Annotated in this window: 19 protein-coding genes and 1 pseudogene; 8 read left to right on the top strand and 12 right to left on the bottom strand. The window is 68.0% G+C overall.

Features of this window, described 5'->3' with window-relative positions; translation table 11 throughout:
- Together QH196_RS13790 and QH196_RS13785 are read left to right on the top strand one after the other, a co-directional pair.
- A pseudogene (locus tag QH196_RS13790) lies at positions 1 to 548 on the top strand (aldehyde dehydrogenase family protein); the annotation flags it as partial.
- A gap of 20 nt (positions 549 to 568) precedes the next feature.
- A complete protein-coding gene (locus QH196_RS13785) occupies positions 569 to 2,167 on the top strand; it encodes a GMC family oxidoreductase (RefSeq protein ID WP_280416180.1) in 1,599 nt (532 codons plus the stop codon).
- Between the two features lie 9 nt (positions 2,168 to 2,176).
- Here QH196_RS13785 and QH196_RS13780 read toward each other — a convergent pair whose 3' ends face one another.
- Together QH196_RS13780 and QH196_RS13775 are read right to left on the bottom strand one after the other, a co-directional pair.
- Complete coding sequence (locus QH196_RS13780) at positions 2,177 to 3,274, bottom strand: DUF4185 domain-containing protein (RefSeq protein ID WP_280416179.1); 1,098 nt, start codon at positions 3,272 to 3,274, stop codon at positions 2,177 to 2,179.
- A gap of 535 nt (positions 3,275 to 3,809) precedes the next feature.
- Positions 3,810 to 4,511, bottom strand: coding sequence for a class I SAM-dependent methyltransferase (locus tag QH196_RS13775; RefSeq protein ID WP_280416178.1), 702 nt, complete (start codon positions 4,509 to 4,511; stop codon positions 3,810 to 3,812).
- Positions 4,512 to 4,976: 465 nt separating this feature from the next.
- Between QH196_RS13775 and QH196_RS13770 the strand changes: the two genes are divergently transcribed.
- Positions 4,977 to 5,726 carry an MHYT domain-containing protein gene (locus QH196_RS13770; RefSeq protein ID WP_280416177.1) on the top strand — a complete coding sequence of 250 codons (750 nt, stop codon included), beginning with the start codon at positions 4,977 to 4,979 and terminating at the stop codon, positions 5,724 to 5,726.
- 16 nt (positions 5,727 to 5,742) lie between these two features.
- Here QH196_RS13770 and QH196_RS13765 read toward each other — a convergent pair whose 3' ends face one another.
- From QH196_RS13765 to QH196_RS13740, 6 genes are all read right to left on the bottom strand, one after another.
- A complete protein-coding gene (locus QH196_RS13765) occupies positions 5,743 to 6,231 on the bottom strand; it encodes a DUF1269 domain-containing protein (protein WP_280416176.1) in 489 nt (162 codons plus the stop codon).
- A 33-nt stretch (positions 6,232 to 6,264) separates the two neighbouring features.
- Complete coding sequence (locus tag QH196_RS13760) at positions 6,265 to 6,603, bottom strand: SHOCT domain-containing protein (RefSeq protein ID WP_280416175.1); 339 nt, start codon at positions 6,601 to 6,603, stop codon at positions 6,265 to 6,267.
- Positions 6,604 to 6,613: 10 nt separating this feature from the next.
- Complete coding sequence (locus tag QH196_RS13755; protein WP_280416174.1) at positions 6,614 to 7,042, bottom strand: DUF6325 family protein; 429 nt, start codon at positions 7,040 to 7,042, stop codon at positions 6,614 to 6,616.
- 104 nt (positions 7,043 to 7,146) lie between these two features.
- Positions 7,147 to 7,560 carry a DUF7144 family membrane protein gene (locus tag QH196_RS13750; RefSeq protein WP_280416173.1) on the bottom strand — a complete coding sequence of 138 codons (414 nt, stop codon included), beginning with the start codon at positions 7,558 to 7,560 and terminating at the stop codon, positions 7,147 to 7,149.
- An 88-nt stretch (positions 7,561 to 7,648) separates the two neighbouring features.
- Positions 7,649 to 8,614 carry a DUF389 domain-containing protein gene (locus QH196_RS13745; protein WP_280416172.1) on the bottom strand — a complete coding sequence of 322 codons (966 nt, stop codon included), beginning with the start codon at positions 8,612 to 8,614 and terminating at the stop codon, positions 7,649 to 7,651.
- Between the two features lie 234 nt (positions 8,615 to 8,848).
- Entirely contained in the window at positions 8,849 to 10,525 is a 1,677-nt protein-coding gene (locus tag QH196_RS13740; RefSeq protein ID WP_280416171.1) for a SulP family inorganic anion transporter, read from the bottom strand.
- Positions 10,526 to 11,065: 540 nt separating this feature from the next.
- Between QH196_RS13740 and QH196_RS13735 the strand changes: the two genes are divergently transcribed.
- Positions 11,066 to 11,299, top strand: a complete 234-nt coding sequence (locus QH196_RS13735; protein WP_280416170.1) for a hypothetical protein — start codon at positions 11,066 to 11,068, stop codon at positions 11,297 to 11,299.
- A gap of 18 nt (positions 11,300 to 11,317) precedes the next feature.
- Here QH196_RS13735 and QH196_RS13730 read toward each other — a convergent pair whose 3' ends face one another.
- Positions 11,318 to 12,169: a hypothetical protein gene (locus QH196_RS13730; protein WP_280416169.1), complete on the bottom strand. Its 852-nt coding sequence runs from the start codon at positions 12,167 to 12,169 to the stop codon at positions 11,318 to 11,320.
- A gap of 112 nt (positions 12,170 to 12,281) precedes the next feature.
- Here QH196_RS13730 and QH196_RS13725 point away from each other — a divergent pair, with 112 nt between their 5' ends.
- Positions 12,282 to 13,241, top strand: a complete 960-nt coding sequence (locus QH196_RS13725) for a phosphatase PAP2 family protein (RefSeq protein WP_280416168.1) — start codon at positions 12,282 to 12,284, stop codon at positions 13,239 to 13,241.
- A gap of 11 nt (positions 13,242 to 13,252) precedes the next feature.
- Here QH196_RS13725 and QH196_RS13720 read toward each other — a convergent pair whose 3' ends face one another.
- Both QH196_RS13720 and QH196_RS13715 read right to left on the bottom strand, forming a co-directional pair.
- On the bottom strand, positions 13,253 to 13,846 hold the full coding sequence (locus tag QH196_RS13720; protein WP_280416167.1) for a TetR family transcriptional regulator: 594 nt from the start codon (positions 13,844 to 13,846) through the stop codon (positions 13,253 to 13,255).
- Between the two features lie 102 nt (positions 13,847 to 13,948).
- Positions 13,949 to 15,496, bottom strand: a complete 1,548-nt coding sequence (locus tag QH196_RS13715) for an acyl-CoA carboxylase subunit beta (protein WP_280416166.1) — start codon at positions 15,494 to 15,496, stop codon at positions 13,949 to 13,951.
- A 110-nt stretch (positions 15,497 to 15,606) separates the two neighbouring features.
- On the opposite strand from QH196_RS13715, the gene QH196_RS13710 reads away from it, so the two are divergent.
- Positions 15,607 to 17,280 (top strand): hypothetical protein, encoded by a 1,674-nt coding sequence (locus QH196_RS13710; RefSeq protein WP_280416165.1) that lies wholly within the window; start codon positions 15,607 to 15,609, stop codon positions 17,278 to 17,280.
- A gap of 192 nt (positions 17,281 to 17,472) precedes the next feature.
- Positions 17,473 to 18,450 (top strand): glycosyltransferase family 9 protein, encoded by a 978-nt coding sequence (locus QH196_RS13705; RefSeq protein ID WP_280416164.1) that lies wholly within the window; start codon positions 17,473 to 17,475, stop codon positions 18,448 to 18,450.
- A gap of 27 nt (positions 18,451 to 18,477) precedes the next feature.
- Here the strand turns inward: QH196_RS13705 and QH196_RS13700 are convergent, their stop codons facing one another.
- Positions 18,478 to 18,795 carry an ArsR/SmtB family transcription factor gene (locus tag QH196_RS13700; RefSeq protein WP_280416163.1) on the bottom strand — a complete coding sequence of 106 codons (318 nt, stop codon included), beginning with the start codon at positions 18,793 to 18,795 and terminating at the stop codon, positions 18,478 to 18,480.
- Positions 18,796 to 18,982: 187 nt separating this feature from the next.
- Between QH196_RS13700 and QH196_RS13695 the strand changes: the two genes are divergently transcribed.
- A complete protein-coding gene (locus QH196_RS13695) occupies positions 18,983 to 19,696 on the top strand; it encodes a M23 family metallopeptidase (protein WP_280416162.1) in 714 nt (237 codons plus the stop codon).
- Positions 19,697 to 19,817 lie beyond the last annotated feature (121 nt).

Genomic DNA, 19,817 nt, shown 5'->3' with positions numbered 1-19,817 from the left:
GAGGACACCAACCGGTTCGCCCATATCCCGGCCGCGTTGTGGTGGGGGTGGGTCTCCCGCCCGCCGCGTGCCCCCCCGCCGCCGCCCCCGCGGCGGATGCCGCCAACGAACGGTTCACCGGAACGCTCGGTGTGAATATCGTGGCGCATCCGGACACCATCACGGCACTGGGCACCGAGTTCGACGCGCTGATCGAACAGCTGCGCTACGGCACCGTCGCGGTGAACGCGTGGACGGCGGTCGGTTACCTGACCCCGACCGCGAGCTGGGGCGCCTTCCCCGGCCATACCCTCGACGATGTCCAGAGCGGTATCGGTGTCGTGCACAACGCCTGGCTGATCGACCGGATCGAACGCACCGTCGTCCGGGGCCCGTTCCGGCCCGCGCCGCGTTCGCTGCTGAGCCGGGAGTGGGCGCTGACCCCGAAACCGCCGTGGTTCGTCACCAACCGGACCGCCGCGCGGACCGGTCGCCTGCTCACCGCCTTCGCCGCCGAACCGCGCTGGTCGCGGCTGCCCGCCATTTTCGCCTCCGCCCTGCGCGGCTGACCCACGACTGGAGCACACCGATGAAAGCAGATACGGCGCTGCCGTCCACCGCCGATTACATCGTTGTCGGCACCGGTTCGGCCGGGGCGGTGCTCGCGGCCCGGCTGAGCGAGAATCCGGGCAACCAGGTCGTCGCGCTCGAGGCCGGCCCGGAGGACACCAACCGGTTCGCCCATATCCCGGCCGCGTTCTCCAAACTGTTCGGGGGCGAATGCGATTGGGGGTACCTGACCACCCCGCAACCCGAACTGGGCAAGCGCCAGATCCTGTATCCGCGCGGGAAGCTGCTCGGCGGCTCATCGTCGATGAACGCCATGATGTGGGTGCGCGGTTTCGCCGCCGACTACGACGAGTGGGCGGCCGCGGCCGGTGATGCCTGGTCGTTCGCCCATATCGTCGAGTATTTCAAGAAGATCGAAGCCGTGGAGGGTGCGTCCGAATCCGACGAGGGCCGGACCGGGCCGCTGGCGGTCTCACGCCAGCGCACCACGAACCCGTGGACCGGGAAATTCCTGGCGGCTGCCGAGCTCGCCGGTTTCAAGAACGAGCGGGCCAATACGGCACAGCCTGAGGGCTTCTCCCAGACAATGGTCAACCAGAAACGCGGGGCGCGGTGGAGTACCGCCGACGCGTATCTGAAACCGGCGCGGCGCCGGCCGAATCTGACCGTGATCACCGAGGCGCACGCGAACCGGGTCCTCTTCGAGGGCACCCGCGCCGTCGGCGTCGAATATCGGAAAGACAATCGGGTTTTCACCGTTCGGGCCCGGAAAGAAGTCGTGCTCTGCGGTGGTGCGATCAATACTCCGCAATTGCTGATGCTCTCCGGTATCGGCGACGAACAGCAGTTGCGGGCGCACAATATTCCGGTACTGCACCATATTCCGGATATCGGCCGCAATATGAGCGATCACCTGGTTTCGCTCATCGGTTTCGGTGTCGATTCCGGAACTCTCTTCGATGCGGAGAAACCGCGCCAGCTCCTCGATTATCTGCTGCGGCGGCGGGGATTGCTCACCTCGAATGTCGGCGAGGCCTATGGCTTTGTGCGCAGCCGGCCCGACCTCGAATTGCCCGACCTCGAATTGATTTTCGGCCCCGCGCCCTTCTTCGACGAGGGGATCGGTGTGGCCCCGGGCCATGCCGTCGCGCTCGGACCGATCTTGCTGCGCCCGCGCAGCCGCGGAACGGTCACCCTCACCGGGGCCGACCCCGCTGCCAAGGTACTCGTGGACCCGAAGTACCTGTCCGACAGCGAGGGCGCCGATCGTGCCGCGATGCTCGAGGGCCTGCGAATCGCGCACCGGATCGCCCGCACCACACCGCTCGGGCCCGAACTCGGCCCGTTCCTGCAGCCCAAACGGGAGCGGGAAACCCTGGACGAAACCCTCGAAGAGGCGCTGACCTGGCATTCCCACACCCTGTACCACCCGGTGGGCACGTGCCGGATGGGTAGCGATTCCGGCAGCGTGGTGACGCCCGACCTGAGGGTGCGCGGCGTCGAGGGGCTACGGGTGGCCGACGCTTCGGTGATGCCGGCGATCATCCGCGGCCATACGCACGCACCCGCGGTGGTGATCGGCGAGAAAGCGGCCGACCTACTGGCAGCCGCCCGCTGAATCCGCCGTTCAGGCCGAGAGGCCCGTCCACTGTGTGGCGGTGTACGGGCCGGATCCGGCGGTACCGGTCCACCGGCTGATCACCGAGGTCAGATTGCCGGGCGAGGGTGACCCGGGGTGCAGATAACCACCGTAGAGGTTCGGCAGTTGCGGGCGGCCCGCATGCGCTGGCGCGGCCGTGGCGTCGTGCACCACCTGTGTTTTCGCGGCGGACCACAGCGCGTCCGGGCGCGGCGCGGTACGGGTACGCACGCTCAGGTCGGTGCAGTCGAAGTACGACATCACATAGACCGGGCCGATACGTTTGACGGAGAATTCGCCCAGGTTGTTACCGGGGCCGAAGATCGGGGTCGGAGCCTGCCGGGCGGCGGGATACCAGCCCCATTCTCCGCCGACGTGGGCCCAGTTCTGCTGGGCGGCGAAATCGCCGTGGAAGAAGTCGGCGGGGTCGTAGCGGAAGAGCTGGATACGGCCGCGGTCGTGGCGGAAGTGGTGGCTGCCGTTCCAGGGTTTGGCGAAGATGTACAGGTAGCCGTCGGGATCGATACCGGCAAATGTCCACATGCCGTAGGGATTCCCGTTGATCCCGAGCGCGGCGCCGTGCCAGTGGTGCGGGAAGTCCTGCCAGGTGACACCGTAGTCGTCGGAGTAGGCGATCCCCGAGAACGCGGAGCCGTCGGTAGCGGAGTCCGGCGGGACCCAGGTGTGCACGGAGGTGTACTGGACGAAGGTGCGGCCACCGAATTCGATGGCGTCGTTCGGGATACGCGAGACCTCCGTGACACCGAAACCGTTGTCCGCGTGGTGCCGGTAACCGAACAACTGCCCCGCCGGTCGATCTCCCGGCAGGGGGCGGCCGAATTCGATGGGACGGGCACCGGACGGGTCGAAGTCGTCCCCGACCAGGATCAGCGGGGAACCGAGGTAGTCACCGGATTGTCCCGGCCCGCGCCAGCAGTCGCCCCAGAGATAACCCCAGGTGCCGTCGTGGGCGCGGCGATACGGGATACACAGGTCGCCGGACCCGAGTCCGCATCTGCTCGCCGAGTCGGCGGGTTCGTCACACAGTGGGGTGCCGCTTCGAGCAATATCGTCGGTTCCGGACATCTCCACCAGGGTAGCCGGTACCACTGCCGGCTGAATATCCGGCGGCCCCAATAGTATTGACGCCGGCGATTACCCAAGCTTCTTCGACAGATAAAGAACAGCCCGCCGGATTTCTGTTCCGGCGGGCTGTTCCTGCAGGTCTACCTGCGTACACGAGCCACTTGTCACTCGGCGGAGAAGCTCGTCAGATCGCCGAATCCACTGAAGATGCTCCCGAACGCACCCAGCAGAGTCCCGAGGTTTCCCAGGTCGACAGAACCCATTTCCTTCTCCAATCAATCATCCAACCGATGACGCTCTGTGCGCCGCTCACATTGGTAGTGCCGTAATTAGAACGTACCCGATCCGTTTTGCAAACGTGATACGAAAGCAAGGTTAATAGAAATCAAATTCGAGCGTGATCGGAATTCGATCCATGGAATTACACCGATGTATTACATCGAATTATCCTGCGCGAGCGAATTACTCGGATAATTACGGAAATAACGGACAATTCCGAATTCCGAAGGCACACCCGAGCCCTGTATGAACCGAATCAACCCAGGTGCGCCGAGAGCAGCCAGGCGGGGACCGATTTGCGGCCCTGCGGTTCGTCACGCATGACCTCCGGCCGGAAGATCGGGTTGCCCGTCGGCGCCTCCAGCGCCGCGGCCGGGATCTTGCCGTGGATCCGCGCCGGTTCGATCTCGTCGACCACCCAGTACTTCGCCACCGCCGTTCGCAGCTCGTCGGCGGAGACCGGCGCCGGCCCCGGCCCCGAGGCCTCGGGGAACGCGGCGCGGTCGAAGACCAGCGCGAAGTAGGACGCACCCGGCGCGGCAGCCCGGGCGATCGAGCGCAGGTAGCCGTCCCGCGCCTCGACCGGGATCGAATGGAACAGGGTGCTGTCGGCGACGGTGCCGAACCGGCCGTCGTAGCCGGTGAACGAGGTGATATCCGCGACCTCGAACGTGGCGTTGCCCAGTCCGCGGCGGCGGGCTTCGGCGCGGGCGGATTCGATCGCGGTCGGCGCGAGGTCCAGCCCCACGGTGGTGTAGCCGCGGGCGGCGAGGTCCAGCGAGAGCGCGCCCTCACCGCATCCGGCATCGAGGATCTCGCCGTGGAACCGCCCCTGTTCGATGAGCGCGGCGAGCGCGGGTTGCGGTTCCCCGATACTCCACGGCGGCGCGGCGCCCGGCCCGAACGGCCCGCCGGTGCGGTAGATGTCCTCGAATTCGAACTCACCCGAGTTGGTCATACCCAATGACTATCACCCGGGCCCGCCGGTGTACATGTAACCGTTCGGCGATATCCGCCGATACCCATCGACGGGCCACCACGGCGAGCCGCGACATCACAGAGCTCCGAGGCACGATTCGAAACCCCGGCTACACAGTGGTTATCACCCATCTCGGACCATGCCGGCAGCTTCCCGTTCTCGATCGCCGCAGACCCGCACCTCCCGGCACGAACAGCCACACACACATCGGGCATGAAACATCCTACGACTAGTGGCTTTTCATCGCACCGGCGAACTAATTCATTCGCAATCCGAATTCCGGCAACCCCCTTCAGAGAATGCAATATTGCGTAATCACAATGCGCACACGGTAGGTGTGACGGATAACACCGCAAATCGGCAAACAATCAGCACACTTCCCCGAACTCCCTGTCGTACTGTCTATCCCACACAACAGGACCGGGTTTTCCGGCGGAAAATTGGATGGACATGCTTCACCTGGAACACTTCGCGCTGGGCTGGCTCACGCCGGCACTGGCGTATTTTCTCTCGGCCACCGGCTGCGCCATCGGACTCCAGTGCACCAAACAGGCCCGGCGGGGGCGGCGCCGGCTCGGCTGGCTGACCATGGCCTCGATCGCCATCGGAGGGACCGGTATCTGGGTCATGCATTTCGTTGCGATGCTCGGCTTTTCGATCGACGGCGCCCAGATCCGCTTCGATGTCCCGCTCACCGTACTCAGCGCGGCCCTCGCGGTCGGGGTCGTCGGCGTCGGCCTCTACCTGGTGAGCACCCCCGGTTCGGGACTCGCCACCCTGCTCACCGGCGGGGTGATCACCGGCCTGGGCATCGGTGCCATGCACTACACCGGTATGGCGGCGATGCAAACCGACGCGCAGATCGAATACGACCCACTTCGTATCGCCCTCTCGCTGCTGATCGCCATGGGCTCCGCCACCACCACCCTGTGGTTCAGCCTGCGCTCCTGGGGTGCGGTCTCCACGGTGGGGGCGGCGCTGGTGATGGCGGCGGGTGTGGCGACCATGCACTACACCGGTATGTCCGCGATGCACGCCCATGCCGCACCCCACTCCGCGGAACCGAAGGGTGCCGAGGCGCTGGAAGTACTCGGCCCGCTGATCGGTGCGATCAGTGTCGTCACCGTCGGGCTCCTCATCGGCATCAGTATGACGCTGACCGATCCGCATCGGCGGTCGGTACCGGAGCGCTGAGGGCGCGGCACCCGATTCACTCGGCGAACGCCCGGCGCAAATTCTGCTCCTGCTCATGCGACAGGTTGGTGGATACCAGTTCCGGGCTCTGCCCGTGGAATTCGTCCCGGACGCGGTCCATCACGGCATCCGAGCTCAGGACGAACAACGCCGAAGTGCCCGGCGTGATCCGGGTGGCCACTTCCTTGATGAACTTGTCGTCGATACCGACATCGGCCAGCGCACCGGCCACCGCGCCCACCCCGGCGCCGATAGCGGCCCCGATCAACGGGACGAAGAACGCGATCCCGAACAGCAGCCCCCAGAACACGCCACCCAGTGCGCCGGGCCCGGCGAGGCTGCGCAGCTGCCGTGTTTTCGGTTTACCGGCCTCCGGTGGCCAGCTCACGACGGCGGCATCGTGCAGTGTGATGAGCCGGCGGCGGCGCAGATCCTGCAGCGTGGCGACAGCGGTGTCGGCTCCGGTCTCGGTCGGGAACTTCCAGACGGTCAACGTTCCGGCCATGGCAGCCTCCTCACTTGCACCGGGGCACAGCTGTCAGCCGAGCAATTGCCGTTTCGCAGCGGCGAATTCGTCGTCGGAGAGCACACCCGAGGCGTGGAGTTCACCGAGTCTGTGCAGCTTGTCGACCAGGTCCTCCGATTCCGCGGCCGCGGGCGCCGGAGCGGGCTGGGCGTAGGAATACGGTTGACCGTACTGCTGCGGAGGGGGCGGCGGCGCCTGTTGCGCGGCGTAGGCCTGGCTCTCCGCCGCCCGCCGCTGCGCGTGCCGGTCGACCGCGTTCGCTGTCGCGCGGGCGGTGCCCGCCACCACCGCGGTGCGGGCCACCGTGCCGAGCAGCCCCGGCCGGCCGATACGTCCTGCACGGAACACCATGGGATTCTCCTTATCGAGTGGCCGCCGACAATGCCGCCGTCACGGCATCGCGGGGTATCTGCACGTGCAGCGCGACCTCGCCACCGGCACCGCGTACCGTGCCGGCCAGCTTGCGGGCCCAGGTCTCCTCGTAGGCGATGACGACCGCGGACGTTCCGGGTTCCATCGCGGCCCGCACGACGTCGAGGTCCTCGTCGCTGACCAGGCCGCGGGAATCCACGGTGAGCCCGTCGAGCCCGATATCGGTGAGCGATTCGTCGACTTCCACCTGACCCAGGTTGCCTTTTTCGTCCATCGCCAGATAGATGAGGTCGAGGACCGTGACATAGCCGCGGTCCACCACCTCGGCCAGCGCGGAGGTCACCGACCGGTCGATCCGTGCGCCGGGGAAGGAGAGAACGACCAATTCGACCGGGCCGAGATCCGATGTGTAGGTCATGCCGTCATGGTGGCGCGTAGGCCACCGCAGGCGCATCACCCGCCGCGGATGAGGTCGCCCGGACGGGCGCCGGATCTCGCGTACCCGGGCCGCGCGGCCCCGGCTCATCGCCGGTCCGGCGTCCAGGTGGTCACTGCCCAGATCACCACGATGTCGAGGGCTATCACCAGAATCGACCACCACGGGTAGTACGGGAGCCACAGGAAGTTCCCGACGATCGACAGGGCCGCCAGGAATACCGCGGTGACCCGCGCCCACACCGCCCCGGCCAGCAGACCGACGGCCGCGATCACGATGAGCGCGCCCACCACGATATGCACCCAGCCCCAGGTCGTGGTGTCCAGCTGGTACAGGTAATCCGGTCCTTCGACGAAAAGGTCGTCGGCGGCGACGGCGGAACCGCCGGCGAAAATGGACAGCACCCCCACCGTGAGCAGCAGCACCGCGACCCCGAGGGAGGTCACGGCGGCCACACCCTGTGAGACCGGGTTGCGCGACGATCCTGTCGTATGCGTCATGAGTCCTCCTCATCCGATTCCCCGGGAACAGATATGCCGTATCCGCGACGGTGGCCGCGTCACCCGGGGCGGATGAAGTCGCCGGCCCTCAATTCGCGATCCGGCTCCCGACCGTGTGCACGAGCACGACATCGGGATGCCAGGGCACCAGATCGTGCACCGACCGTTCGAGGCGGTCGGTGGGGGGTAGTTCGCCCGGTGACAGCACCTGGATCGTCGCCGTATCCGATTGCAGGTTCACATCGGTGACCTGCGCACCGGGCACATCCGCCAGCCAGTCGCGGGTCGCGTCGGCGATCTGGTCGGCCCACAGCGAGGACAGCGAATTCACCACCATCGGGACAGCCACCACGATCAGCCCGGCCGCCAGTACCGCATACGCACGCCCGCGCCGCCGGGCGCCCGCCCCGGCTTCGGCCGGATACCCGGTGATCACCAGTACGACGGTGGCGGTGATGACCATGGCGACCATATTCGAGGCGAACAGGACGAAGGCGCCCAACGCCAGCCCCGGCGCACTCGACCCCAGGCATACGCCCACCACCGCCAGCGGCGGGACGAGCGAGATCGCGATCGCCACCCCGGGCAGGACATCACCGACATCGCGCCGGATGATCGCCACCACGCCCACGAGCCCGGTGGCCAGCGCCGCGGTGAGATCCATCAGTTTCGGTGACGTACGGCCGATCACCTGCGAGTTCGACAGCACATTCGTCGGGTTCGGCAATACCTGCGCGAACAGGAAACCCACGAAAACGACCAGGACGATCCCGGCCAGCACGAGCAGCAGACTGCGGGCGACGAGTTCTCCGCGGCCGGTGGCGATGCCGAGACCCACGCCGAGGATCGGCACCGACAGCGGGGCGACGATCATCGCGCCGATCACGGTCGCGGTCGAATCGCCGACCACCCCGGACGCGGCGATGATGCCGGACAGGGTCAGCATGATCCAGAAAGCGGAACGCTTCGTGGTCGTTTCGCCGATGCCCAGGTCGAGCCGATCGGTGAGCTCGTCGAGCGTCCGGCGTTGGCTTGCCGGGACCAGTAGTGACATGGGCGTGACCTCGATCCGGTTCGCGCGGCGCACGAGCGGCGTCGGGACCGACCGCCCGCCTGCTCGACTATCAGTCGATAGTGCCCAGCGGTCCGGGGAAGAACCTCATCCACGAAGGGTGAAACCAGCGCGACCGCCCGGCGCCCCTGATAGGCCTACGGCACCGGAAGGTCCGGCGCGGCGACGAAGAGCAGGACGTCCACCGCTGCCACGGTGGCCGGCGCACGGATCCGGTCACGTACCCGGTTCGTGCACCCGGATCCTCGCCTGGGCGTATGCGGCCAGGGTCGACTCACCGATGGTCGGGGTCGCGGGGAAGAATTCGACCCGGACACCTTGACGGTCCAGCAGATTGTCGGTCCAGCGCTCCCGGATCCGCGGGTCCACTCCGCTGAGATAGAGGGCACCACCGGCATTTTCGAGCCGGCGCACATAGTCACCGACCACGGCGAGGAAGGTCGCGCCGGCCGACGTTCGGCCGCGCAGCCGCAGGATGACCACCGGCCCATGCGTCCCGGTGGGGTCGGGCAGATTGGCCTGCAGGGTGCGGGCGCCGGCATAGAAAAGACTGCCGTACACATCGAGGATGACGATCTCGTGATCGGCGAGGCGGACGGGTGCGGGCACCTCGACGAGATGGCCGTTGTCGACCCGCAGCCGCACGACCCGCAGATCGAGTGCCTCCCGGTTCAGCTGCAGGATCAGCGACAGTGCCACCCCGATACCCACCGCCGCGCTCACCGGAAGCAGCAGCGTGGCCAGGAAGGTCGCGGCGAGCGCTATCCGGGAGGTCGAACCGCTGCTCCAGATCGCCGACAGCCCACCAGGTTCCAGCGCACCGGCTGCCGCCACGATCAAGATCGCCGCCAGTGTCGGCATCGGCACCTTGCCGACGAGCGGGGCAAAGGCAACCAGAATCCCCAGCAGCCAGGCACCGGACAGGATGGCGCCCCAGCGGGTGTGGGCGCCGGCGGTGGTGTTCAGCGCCGTCTGCCCCAGCGACCCCCCGACCGGCATACCGCGGAACAATGCGGCCGCGATATTGCCGACACCCTGGGCCGCGAAATCGCGGTTCGGGTCGGACGGCGACCCGTCCCGGTTCGGGACCGCCTGGGCCACCCCGGCGCCCTGTACCAGCACGATCACGGCGACCGCCGCGGCGCCACCGAGCAGTGACGGGGTGAGCGCGGCCAGATCCGGGATACGCGGAAGCGGAAACCCGCTCGGAATCGCGCCCACGTCCGATACCCGGGTCACCGAATCCCAGCCCAGGGCGGCCATCAGCACGGTGGGAAAGACGAGCGCGGCGAGTGGCGCGACCAAGCGCCACCGGGTCCGGGCCAAGACGAGCAGCAGCCCGAGCGCGAACAACCCGACCACGAGGGAGGGGATATCGATCTCCCCCGGGTGGGTCAGCACGTGCACGGCCTTCAACAGGGCGATCGACGACCCCGCCGACACCCCGGTCAGCTGCGCCAGCTGACCGAAAACGATATTCGCCGCGATCCCGGCCAGAAAGCCGGTCATCACCGAATGTGAAACGAACCGGGTGTAGCGGCCCAGCCGCAGCACCGCGGCCGCGATCATCACACAACCCGCGAACAAGGTCAGCAGGATGAGTGCGGCGGACCGCTGTTCGGGCGCGACCTCGGCCAACGCCGAACCCGCGGCCAGCGCCGACGCGCTGGTCGCAGTGACCACCATCAACCGGGTGCTGGTCGTGGAACCGCCGAAGACGCGGCCCGCCATACTCGCGTACAGCCCGTGCACGGGACTCACCCCGGCCAGCGCCCCCGCCGCCATCCCGTCCGGCACACTGGCCACCGCACCGGAGAGGCCCGCGAACACATCGGCACGCTGGATCCGCTCGCGCGGCAGGAATCCGCGCAGCCGCCGGAATACGGACTTCATAGGCAACCCACTCCCGAGCCCGCCGGGCAGGGTGATGAATCGGTCCGGGCCGGGGTCATCACACCCCCGGTGACCTCGAACCGGCCGGCCGCGCGACACGAATGGGGTCGGCTGAGTCCTCGGCGCCGCCGAGGCCGGCGTCGCGAATCCGGTCTCCGAGCGGCATGGCCCGCCTGCGCCGGGCATCGGCCGTGGGTTCACCAGTCCCCGCGCGAGCACTGAACCCTGACGCTGCGTGGGAGTTGGCGGCCGCCCTGGTCCCGGGCGCTGCGGATATCGATCCGGCAGCGGGCGGGCCACTGCTCGCCGACGCGGCCGGACCCGCTGTTTCCCGACGTTGCATGACACCACCGTCCCCAACCGCCCGGCGTTGTCGCATCACCCGCGCGGGGTGATCAACCACGGCCGAGTCGACGAGGCAGCCCCGGCATGCCCGTACAGGGGCGTGTTTGCCCGGCAGCGGGCCGGGTACGGCCCCGGATGACACCAGGCCGGTGGCACGGTCCGGCACCGGCCGATAACGCCTGGGAGGTGTGGACGATGGCCATCTGTGTTACCTGCGGCAACGACTACGACAAGACATTCACTGTCAGCCGCGACGGACAGTCGTGGACTTTCGACAGTTTCGAATGCGCCGCGAGCGAACTCGCCCCGGTCTGCGCGCATTGCAGCTGCCGGGTACTCGGCCACGGGGTCGAGGCGGCGGAACAGATCTTCTGCTGTGCGCACTGTGCGCGCCGGGCCGGGCACGCGTCACTGGCCGATCACGCGTAGACCGGAGACCGGTAGCGCTCACTCCAACCGCCGCCGCGCCCGTTCCAGTTCGGTGGTCGCGCTGCGAACCTCATGGCGGGCGGCGCGTTCGGCCTGCCGGGCGAAACGCTGCTGTTCTTCGGCGGCGGCGAGATCGGCGCGGAGTTCCGCGAGCCGCTCTTCGCTGCGCCGGAGGTCCTCGGCGGCCTGCCGGGCGTCGTGTTCGGCGGCTTCCAGCGCGCGTTGCGCCTGCTGCTCGGCGGCCCGTAACTCCTCTGCTCGGCGTTGCCGGCGTCGCGCCTCGTCGTCATCGGAACGCTTCCCGCCCGCGCGTTTCGCCGATGTTTTACGCCCTTGGGGTTCGTCGTGCGCCTCGGCGGTGTCTTCGTCCTCCCGCACCACGGTGAGGTCCGGCCCCACGGGGCCGAAACCCGCATAGTTCGCCGCCGACGCCAGCGTCGCCGTACGGACCCGTTCGGCAATCTCGGGGTCGGCGAGGGCAGCGGTCAGCGTCTCGCCGACCTGGCGGAGCACCGCATCGGTCACCTGTTGTCCGTGCTCGGCGGCGACCGTGCCGGCCCGGGCGGCGAGCGCGTCGACCACCTGCCGTCGCTGCGCGGTGAGCGACCGCAGTTGTTTCCCGGACAGTTCCCGCTGCGCGGTACGCAGATCCGCACCCAGCCGCAGCAGGGCTTCGACCTCGTCGGGAGCCGCGTGCACCAGCATGTTCACCGTCCACGCCGCCACCGTGGGTTTACGCAGGGCCGCGATATCGGCGGCAAGTTCCTTGTCCCCTGCCGCCTTGGCGGCCCGCACCTGTTCGTTGCGCGCGGCCACGAACTCCGCGGGCGTTCGCCCGTACAGATCCGCGGCCACTTCGCCCAGGCTCATACCGCCCGAGCCTAATGCGCGCGGCGGCGGGAACAGCCTCGACTGGGCGGTGGATGTCATTTCCCGGTGGCCGCCCGTTCACCCGACGGCCGGCTGATGGAAAACTGGTGAGATGGGTGCCCCCGCAATCGAGGCGCCGACCGGGCAGCGGCCGCGTTGGCTGCTACGCAGCAGTGTGTGGTCGGCCTATCTGCTGGCATTGGCGGTTGTCACCGTCGTGTTCGGACTGCCGACCGACCGGATATATCAGGCCGTCTGGATCATCGTCGGGATCGCCGCGTTCAATCCGGATCGCCCGTGGCGTGAGCATGTGCGCACGCTGATCGATTGGGTTCCGCTCATCGCCGCGCTGGTGGTCTACGACCACACCCGCGGTATCGCCAACACCCTCGGAATGCCGGTGCGGGTCGAGGAATTGGTGACGGCGGAGAGCTGGTTGTTCGGCGGCACGATTCCGACCGTGTGGTTACAGGACCACCTGATCCACGAGGGTGCGCAACCGTGGTGGACCCTGTTCACGGGGATGATCTACACCAGCCATTTCGTACTTCCCTGGCTGATCGCGGCGATCTTCTACGTGCAGGCGCGAGAACGCTGGTCGAAGTACATGCGCCGGATCGTGCTGCTGTCCTATCTCGGGCTGCTGACCTATGTGCTGCTGCCCGCCGCTCCCCCGTGGTATGCCGCCCGCGAGGGCGTGCTCGGTGCCGAGGTCTACCGGGGAACCGGGTTCGGGTTCCATCTGGTATCGGTGGATGTCAGTGGGGACTGGCTTGCGGCGCAGGGGAATCCGGTGGCGGCCCTGCCGTCGTTGCATTCCGCCTTCGCCCTGCTGGTGACGGTCGCGCTGTGGCCGCTGGCCCGGAACTGGTGGTGGAAGATCCCGCTGGCGCTGTTCCCCTTGGCAATGGCGTTCACGCTGGTCTACGGGGGCGAGCACTATGTGGTCGATGTGCTGGCGGGCTGGGCGTATGTTGGGCTGACGATTCTGCTGGCCCGCGCCTGGGAACGACGGCGCAAACCGGCCGGACCACCGGCCGAGCCCGAGCCGGACGCGCAGCCGGCACCGTAACCCGGCGGGCCCTATTCCCGTCCGGCCCACGGGGCCAGCAGCAGATTGCATGCCCGGCGCATATCGGCCGCGGCCTCCCCTGCCTCCAGTAGCCCGGCGGTGGCCCAGGTCATGATGCCGTACGCGGTTTGCTCCGCCAGCCGCGCGAGCTGGAGATCTCCGGCACCCGGGTCGGTGATACCGGCGACGGCGATGATGCGATCCCGCATCGTCACGTTGTCCGCGCCCGTCTCGGCCGATCGCACGGCATTGGCCGACACCAGCATGGCGCGGCCGAGCCGGGGACGCCGGAGCAGCTCGACCACCGCACTCTCCAGGAAATCCGCCACAGCGCCCACCGGGTCACCGGGAGCTCGCGGAGGCGCCGGCAGATTCTCGACGGCGGTCGCCAGTACCCCCCAATACAGATGATGTTTCGACGGGTAGTAGCGGTACAGTGTGCCGAGCGCAACCCCGGCGGCCGTCGCGATCTCCGACATCTGAACCCGTTCCAGACCCGATTCCGCACCGAGCCGGGCTGCCGCGCGCAGGATGGCGCGCCGACGTTCCTGCTGCCCGGTGGTGGACGGTTGCCCGGGTTCACGGGGCTCCGCTATCCGTGGCACGGCCCACCTCCGATCGAAAAACTAGAATTCACTCTAGCAGGCAGAGGGTGCCGGGGAGGACCGTGTCCCCCACCGAGCGGCACCGGCGCCACGATACGTTCGCTACAGCGGCATGAGGTGATGTTTGCGCGGCCCGTGCCGGACGGATTTATCGCGGAGCAGGCGCAACGCCCGGCGGATCTCCAGCCGGGTCTGCGAGGGTTCGATCACCGCGTCGATATATCCGCGTTCGGCCGCGGTCCACGGCGTCGCCACGGTCGTGTTGTAGAAGTCGACCATCTGCTGCCGCAGCGCCGGGCGCTCCTCGTCGGATACGGCAGCGAGCTGCCGGCGCTGGGTGAGCCCCACGGCGGCCTCGGCACCCATGACGGCGATCCGCGCGGTCGGCCAGGCGAGATTGATATCGCCGCCGAGTTGTTTACAGCCCATCACCGCGTAGCCGCCGCCGTAGGCCTTGCGCACCACCACGGTGACGATCGGGACGGTGGCCTCGACCACCGCGTAGAAGAACCGGCCACCGCGTTTGATCACACCGATCTTCTCCTCCTCGACGCCGGGCAGCACGCCCGGGGTATCGACGACGAAGACGAGCGGGAGGTCGAACGCATTGCACAACCGGATGAAATGCGCCGCCTTGTCCGAAGCGCGGGCGTCGATCGCACCGCTGGACACCAGCGGCTGGTTGGCCACCACACCGACACTGCGACCGTCGACCCGGGCGAAACCGGTGATCATATTGCGCGCCGTCGCATCGCCGACCTCGTGGAATTCGCCGTCGTCGAAGATCCGCAGCAGGACGTCGTACATGTCGTAACCCGCGCGATCGGAATCCGGGATGAGGGAATCGAGTGTGCGATCGGAGTCGGTGAGTTCGGGTTCGAGGCCGGGGTTGATCAGCGGCGGCCGGTCGAAGCAATTGGACGGCATGAAGCTCAGATAGTTGCGCACCCACGCGAACGCCGCTTCCTCGTCCACGGCCACATGGTGGATATTGCCGTTCTGGGCCTGGTTGTGGGCACTGCCGAGCTCTTCGAGGGTGATCTCTTCACCGGTGGTCTCCCGGATGATGTCGGGGCCGGTGACGAACATATACGCGGCTTCGGTCGCGACCAGCACATCGGTGTTGATCGGCGAGTAGACGGCACCGGCCGCGCATTTACCGAGCATCACCGAGACCTGCGGCACCACCCCGGACAGCCCCAGCTGCCGCCGGCTCATGGCCGCATACCAGGCCAGCGACGTGACGGCGTCCTGCACCCGGGCGCCCCCGGAATCGTTGATCGCCACGAACGGGCAGCCGATCTCGGCGGCGAGATCCATCGCCGCGGCCACCTTGCGGCCGAACATCTCGCCGACGGAACCGCCGAACACCGTCTGATCATGGGCGATGACCACGACGGGGCGGTCGTCGACCGTGCCGCGCCCGGTGACGACACCGTCGCCGTAGAGGCTGCCGGGATCGCCGGGCTGGCGAACCAGTGCGCCGATCTCGACGAAACTACCCTTGTCGAGGAGCATATCGATACGCTCGCGGGGGCTGCGAATACCTTTGGCAGCCCGTTTGGCGACACCCGCCGGGCCGGCCGGTTCGCGCGCGACCGCCAGATTCTCCCGTAGTTGTTTCAGTTTTCCAGCGGTTGTCGCCTCCACTGCGTACGCCCTTCGTCGTCTCGATCGAGCTCTCGATATCGGTATGCCGTGACGACCCTAGCCGGGATAGACGCGTTCACAGCGCTGTGCACCGCAATAGACTTTCCGGCATGTCGTCTACTGCAATACATCGCGTGCCGGAACCGAGCTATCAGCAGCGCAGCGGCCGGGCGCTCGAAGAACGGACGAAGGCGATGATCGTGGCAGCGGCCGAGCAACTGATGACAGACCGGCTCGCCGAGGCCGATACCGACGACGCGCTCGCCCATCTCACGACCGCCGATATCTGCGCCCGGGCCCGCGGCTACCTCCGGCGCGACGGCACCGAGGGGCCGATCCCGAAAGCCACGATGTGGAAACACTTCAAAACCGTCGAGGCCCTGGCCGCGGCGGTGGCCGACACCATGACCGCGGCCGACCGGCCGGTTCCCGACCAGATACTGCGGCTGGCGGCAGGCCGGACATCCACGCCGCCGCCGGGCGTGGATACCCGGCGACTGGAAGCGAGACTCGCCGGCCGCCACTACGACCTGGATCAACTGGCGGAACAGTTCGACCGCGCCGCCGCCGCGGCCGACCACGCCGATATGCTCTACTGGGCCGCCGAACTCGCCGAACGTGGACTGCGCGAACGCCGCCGGGGCGACCACACCCGGGTCGCGAACGCTCGCGACTGGGCGCGCCGCGGACTGGAACTCGCCGACCCCGGCTCCCGCCTCGACTGCATGATGGGTATCCGCTGCGCGCGGGCGGCGGCCGCGGCCGAGGCGGTACTGTCGAGGAACCTCGACTATGAACCCACCGGCCTCAGCCGCATCCGGTCGATCAGGGAAAGCGAGCTCGAATTCGCCGAGGCACTCGGCTGGGATCTGCACCGCCTGCTGGCCCGGTTCCATATCGATCACGCCCGGGCTCTCGCCGAGGAGGACCCGCGGCGCGAGATGCATTCCATATACACCGTCGCCCGGGAACTCCCCGCGCTCTGCGCGCCGGGATCGGACCGCGCGCACGAACCCCAGGATCGCCTGCAGGCCGGTGAACTGGCCGACATCATTGCCGCGCTGTGCCGGATCGATATGGCCTACCGCCGTACTCCCGAGCACGGCGAGCAGTTCGCCGCACTGTTCGGCGACGGCGTGCAGTCACTGACCCGGGAGCTGCTGGCGTGCTTCACGGCCACCACCGGCGAGCGCCGGCGGCACGAGGGTAATATCCGAGCGCTGCTACGCCTGAGCGGATTCGTGCACCGTACCGGGCGTGCCCCGGATCCCGGGGCGGTGGCCACCGCTGTCGAGAACTACCGGCATGCTGCCGTGGACCTGCTGCGCACGGCCGAATTCGGCCCGTTACGAGATCTCTTGGTGGCCCAGTACCTGACCGTCAAGGCGCAGTCCCTCACCGCGGCGGAAGCGGATACGAGCCCGGCCGGGCCCGCACCCGGGTCGCTTGTGCACCCGCGACCCGAAGGCCTGATCCAGGCCGCCGTCCAGTTCTACGATCACGCCGCCCGGGTGACCAGCCCGCGCGGATCCGCGGGTGTCCTCCGCACCCGGGCTGCGCAGGCCGGCGCCGAACTGCGGCAATCGATTCCGGCTCCCGGCGACCCGCACACCGCAGCGGGCGGAATACTTGCCGGCGGCGAGTTCGACAGCATCGCCCGAGCCATCAACGATCTCGTACTGATCATCATCAGCCGCCGCAACAGGTTCACCGATACCGAAGTCGCGCAATTGCTCGAACTGGTCGACCCGATGTACGACTACATCACCGCGGGCCGGAACTGAACCGAGAGCGGCCGACCACGGCAGATCACCACATATTCTGTGAGCCACGACATGTGACCCAGGCCGCGATCGGCCAACGTTTGCCCACCGAGCCCACGGGTAGTCAACCAAGGGAATGCTCTCGTCGTGGTCCAGCCCTCGGGATGGTGCGGGGAGGGGGCGGAATGGGCAACAGGTGGCTAGGAGAGTCGGGTGTCGGTAGTTCTCGTGCTTCAGGCACGCGGTCTCGGTGAGCTGCTCACCGCTGTTCCGGCGTTGCGTGCCCTACGGCGGGCCCGGCGAAACGATCACCTCGTTCTCGCCACCCCGCATCGCCTGCGCCCGATGGTCGAACTGATCGCACTGGTGGACGAGATGGTGCCGATCGCCGACCCGCAGGGGTTGCGCTGGGACGGACCGCCCCCCAAGCTCGCCATCAATCTGCACGGCGCCGAGGCCACGCCGATCGTGGAACTCGCCAAGACCGGCGCCGAACGTATCCTCACCTACCGCAATCCGGCGTTCCCGGAAATTCCGGGCCCGGACTGGCACGACGATCGGCATCCGATCGACCGCTGGTGCCATCTGCTGGAATTCGACGGGATCGGCGCCGACCGGCGCAATCTCGGGCTGGTACCGCCGGTGGCCACCACCAGCCACCGCGACAGTGTGGTCGTGCATATCGGTGCGGGCGCCACCGCGCGGCAGTGGCCGGCCGATCGCTTCGCCGCGGTGATCCGGCATCTGCTGGTACTGGGCCACGAGGTGGTCCTCACCGGCGACGAAGGTGATCGCGAGCGCGCCCACGGTATCGCTGCCCGGGCCGGGCTGGCCGGGCAGCGGGTGCTGGCCGGTAACCAGAATCTGATCGAACTGTCGGCCACTGTGGCCGAAGCCTCGGTGCTGCTGTGCGGCGATACCGGTGTCGCCCATCTCGCGACCGCGTTCGGGACCCGCACGGTGCAACTGTTCGGGCCCTCCTCCCCCGCACAGAGCGGACCGCCCGGGCATCTGCTCAACCGGCACGAAGTGCTGTGGGCGGGCCGTACCGGTGACCGCGAGGGCACGACACCCGATCCCGGCCTGCTGCAGATCGGCGCCACCGAGGTGATCGCGGCACTGGACCGGCAGCTGAGCAAACGCCGCTCCGAGGCCGGGGTCACGGGCGCCGCGTACCGCCGGGTGGGCTGACCAGGTACGGCCCCGGGCCGCCCGGTCTCATACGCGGTTGCGGGCCTCGCTCACTGCGGCGGCATAGGCGGCGAGGGCGCTCGGCCAGAACTGTTCCAGGTAGTCGCGGGCGTCCCCGAGGCCGCGCGGGTCGAGGGAATAGAGCCGGCGGTTGCCGATCGGGCGCACCATCACCAGGCGCGCTTCGCGCAGTACGCGCAGATGCTGCGATACGGCCGAACTGCTGATCCCCACCTGTTTGGCCAGCTCCCCCACCGAGCGCGGCCCCGAGGGCAACGCTTCGAATATCGCCCGCCGGGTGGGGTCGGCGAGGGCGATCAGCGGCGCAACTCTGTTAGCGACCACTCATACAGTGTCTCCATCGCGCAACCCCTGGGTCAAACCCCCGGCGGATGTCTCATTTGTGCAGCTCGACGCGGGAAATTTCGGGTTTCGTTACCGTACGGTTATAAGCGACCTGGGCTTATGCACCCAGGGTGATGGTAACCACATGCTTGCTGACTCGGCCTGCAAGTCCCCTAGCTTGTAGCTCATGCCCGTGACCCTTCCGTTACCTCTCCGCAAGCTCACGGTGCCGTCGATCGGCCGTCGTCGCGTAACGACGCAGGTTGTCGCCACCACGACTGCGCTCTGTGCCGGTTTCGGCCTCCTCGCCGCAGGGGCCGATTCCGATAACGAAAAGATCAAGAACGTGGCCGCCACCGCGCCCGCGCAGGCCGCCACCGATGCGCCCGCCGCCGAGCAGCAGGCCCAGTCCCACGATCCCGCGGCCTGGGACCCGAACAAGCCCGCCGCAGACAACCAGCCCGTCGCGTTCCCCTTCCCGCCTCCGCCGCCGCCCCGGCCCACCACTGTGCGTCCGGTCGATGCGGTCGTGAGCTCCGGTTTCGGGCCGCGCTGGGGTGCCAACCACTTCGGTATCGACTTCGCGGGCCAGCAGGGTGTGCCGATTCGTTCGGTCACCGACGGTGTGGTGATCGAGGCCGGCCCGGCGACCGGTTTCGGCCTGTGGGTGCGCGTGCAGCAGGACGACGGCACCGTCGGCGTGTACGGCCATATGCAGGACATCCTGGCCCATGTCGGCCAGCCGGTGAAGGCAGGCGATGTGATCGCCACCGTCGGCAGCCGTGGCCAGTCCACCGGGCCGCACCTGCACTACGAGGTGCATCAGCCGGGTGTCGGCAAGATCGACCCGATGCCGTGGTTCGCCGCGCGCGGCCTCGATGTCATGAACTTCCCGGGCTGATCCCTTTTCCCGGTGGGGCGGGAAACTACGGCCCCCCCCCCAGATATACGGTGTTAGGGGGGGGGTGGGGTGGCTGCACCCGCCCAATGTGGGGTGTTGCCGGGCCAAGGGCCGGGGGGGG

Origin of the sequence: Nocardia carnea, from assembly GCF_029868325.1 — a bacterium.
Taxonomy (GTDB): Bacteria; Actinomycetota; Actinomycetes; order Mycobacteriales; family Mycobacteriaceae; genus Nocardia; species Nocardia carnea_C.
Note: the sequence above shows the minus strand (reverse complement) of the source record. Positions and strands in the feature narration are given on the sequence as shown.

Excerpts from the sequence above, each read along its gene's own strand:
- QH196_RS13785 (WP_280416180.1), top strand. The coding sequence starts at position 569 with ATGAAAGCAGATACGGCGCTGCCGTCCACCGCCGATTACATCGTTGTC.
- QH196_RS13780 (WP_280416179.1), bottom strand. The coding sequence starts at position 3,274 with ATGTCCGGAACCGACGATATTGCTCGAAGCGGCACCCCACTGTGTGAC.
- QH196_RS13775 (WP_280416178.1), bottom strand. The coding sequence starts at position 4,511 with ATGACCAACTCGGGTGAGTTCGAATTCGAGGACATCTACCGCACCGGC.
- QH196_RS13770 (WP_280416177.1), top strand. The coding sequence starts at position 4,977 with ATGGACATGCTTCACCTGGAACACTTCGCGCTGGGCTGGCTCACGCCG.
- QH196_RS13765 (WP_280416176.1), bottom strand. The coding sequence starts at position 6,231 with ATGGCCGGAACGTTGACCGTCTGGAAGTTCCCGACCGAGACCGGAGCC.
- QH196_RS13760 (WP_280416175.1), bottom strand. The coding sequence starts at position 6,603 with ATGGTGTTCCGTGCAGGACGTATCGGCCGGCCGGGGCTGCTCGGCACG.
- QH196_RS13755 (WP_280416174.1), bottom strand. The coding sequence starts at position 7,042 with ATGACCTACACATCGGATCTCGGCCCGGTCGAATTGGTCGTTCTCTCC.
- QH196_RS13750 (WP_280416173.1), bottom strand. The coding sequence starts at position 7,560 with ATGACGCATACGACAGGATCGTCGCGCAACCCGGTCTCACAGGGTGTG.
- QH196_RS13745 (WP_280416172.1), bottom strand. The coding sequence starts at position 8,614 with ATGTCACTACTGGTCCCGGCAAGCCAACGCCGGACGCTCGACGAGCTC.
- QH196_RS13740 (WP_280416171.1), bottom strand. The coding sequence starts at position 10,525 with ATGAAGTCCGTATTCCGGCGGCTGCGCGGATTCCTGCCGCGCGAGCGG.
- QH196_RS13735 (WP_280416170.1), top strand. The coding sequence starts at position 11,066 with ATGGCCATCTGTGTTACCTGCGGCAACGACTACGACAAGACATTCACT.
- QH196_RS13730 (WP_280416169.1), bottom strand. The coding sequence starts at position 12,169 with ATGAGCCTGGGCGAAGTGGCCGCGGATCTGTACGGGCGAACGCCCGCG.
- QH196_RS13725 (WP_280416168.1), top strand. The coding sequence starts at position 12,282 with ATGGGTGCCCCCGCAATCGAGGCGCCGACCGGGCAGCGGCCGCGTTGG.
- QH196_RS13710 (WP_280416165.1), top strand. The coding sequence starts at position 15,607 with ATGTCGTCTACTGCAATACATCGCGTGCCGGAACCGAGCTATCAGCAG.
- QH196_RS13695 (WP_280416162.1), top strand. The coding sequence starts at position 18,983 with ATGCCCGTGACCCTTCCGTTACCTCTCCGCAAGCTCACGGTGCCGTCG.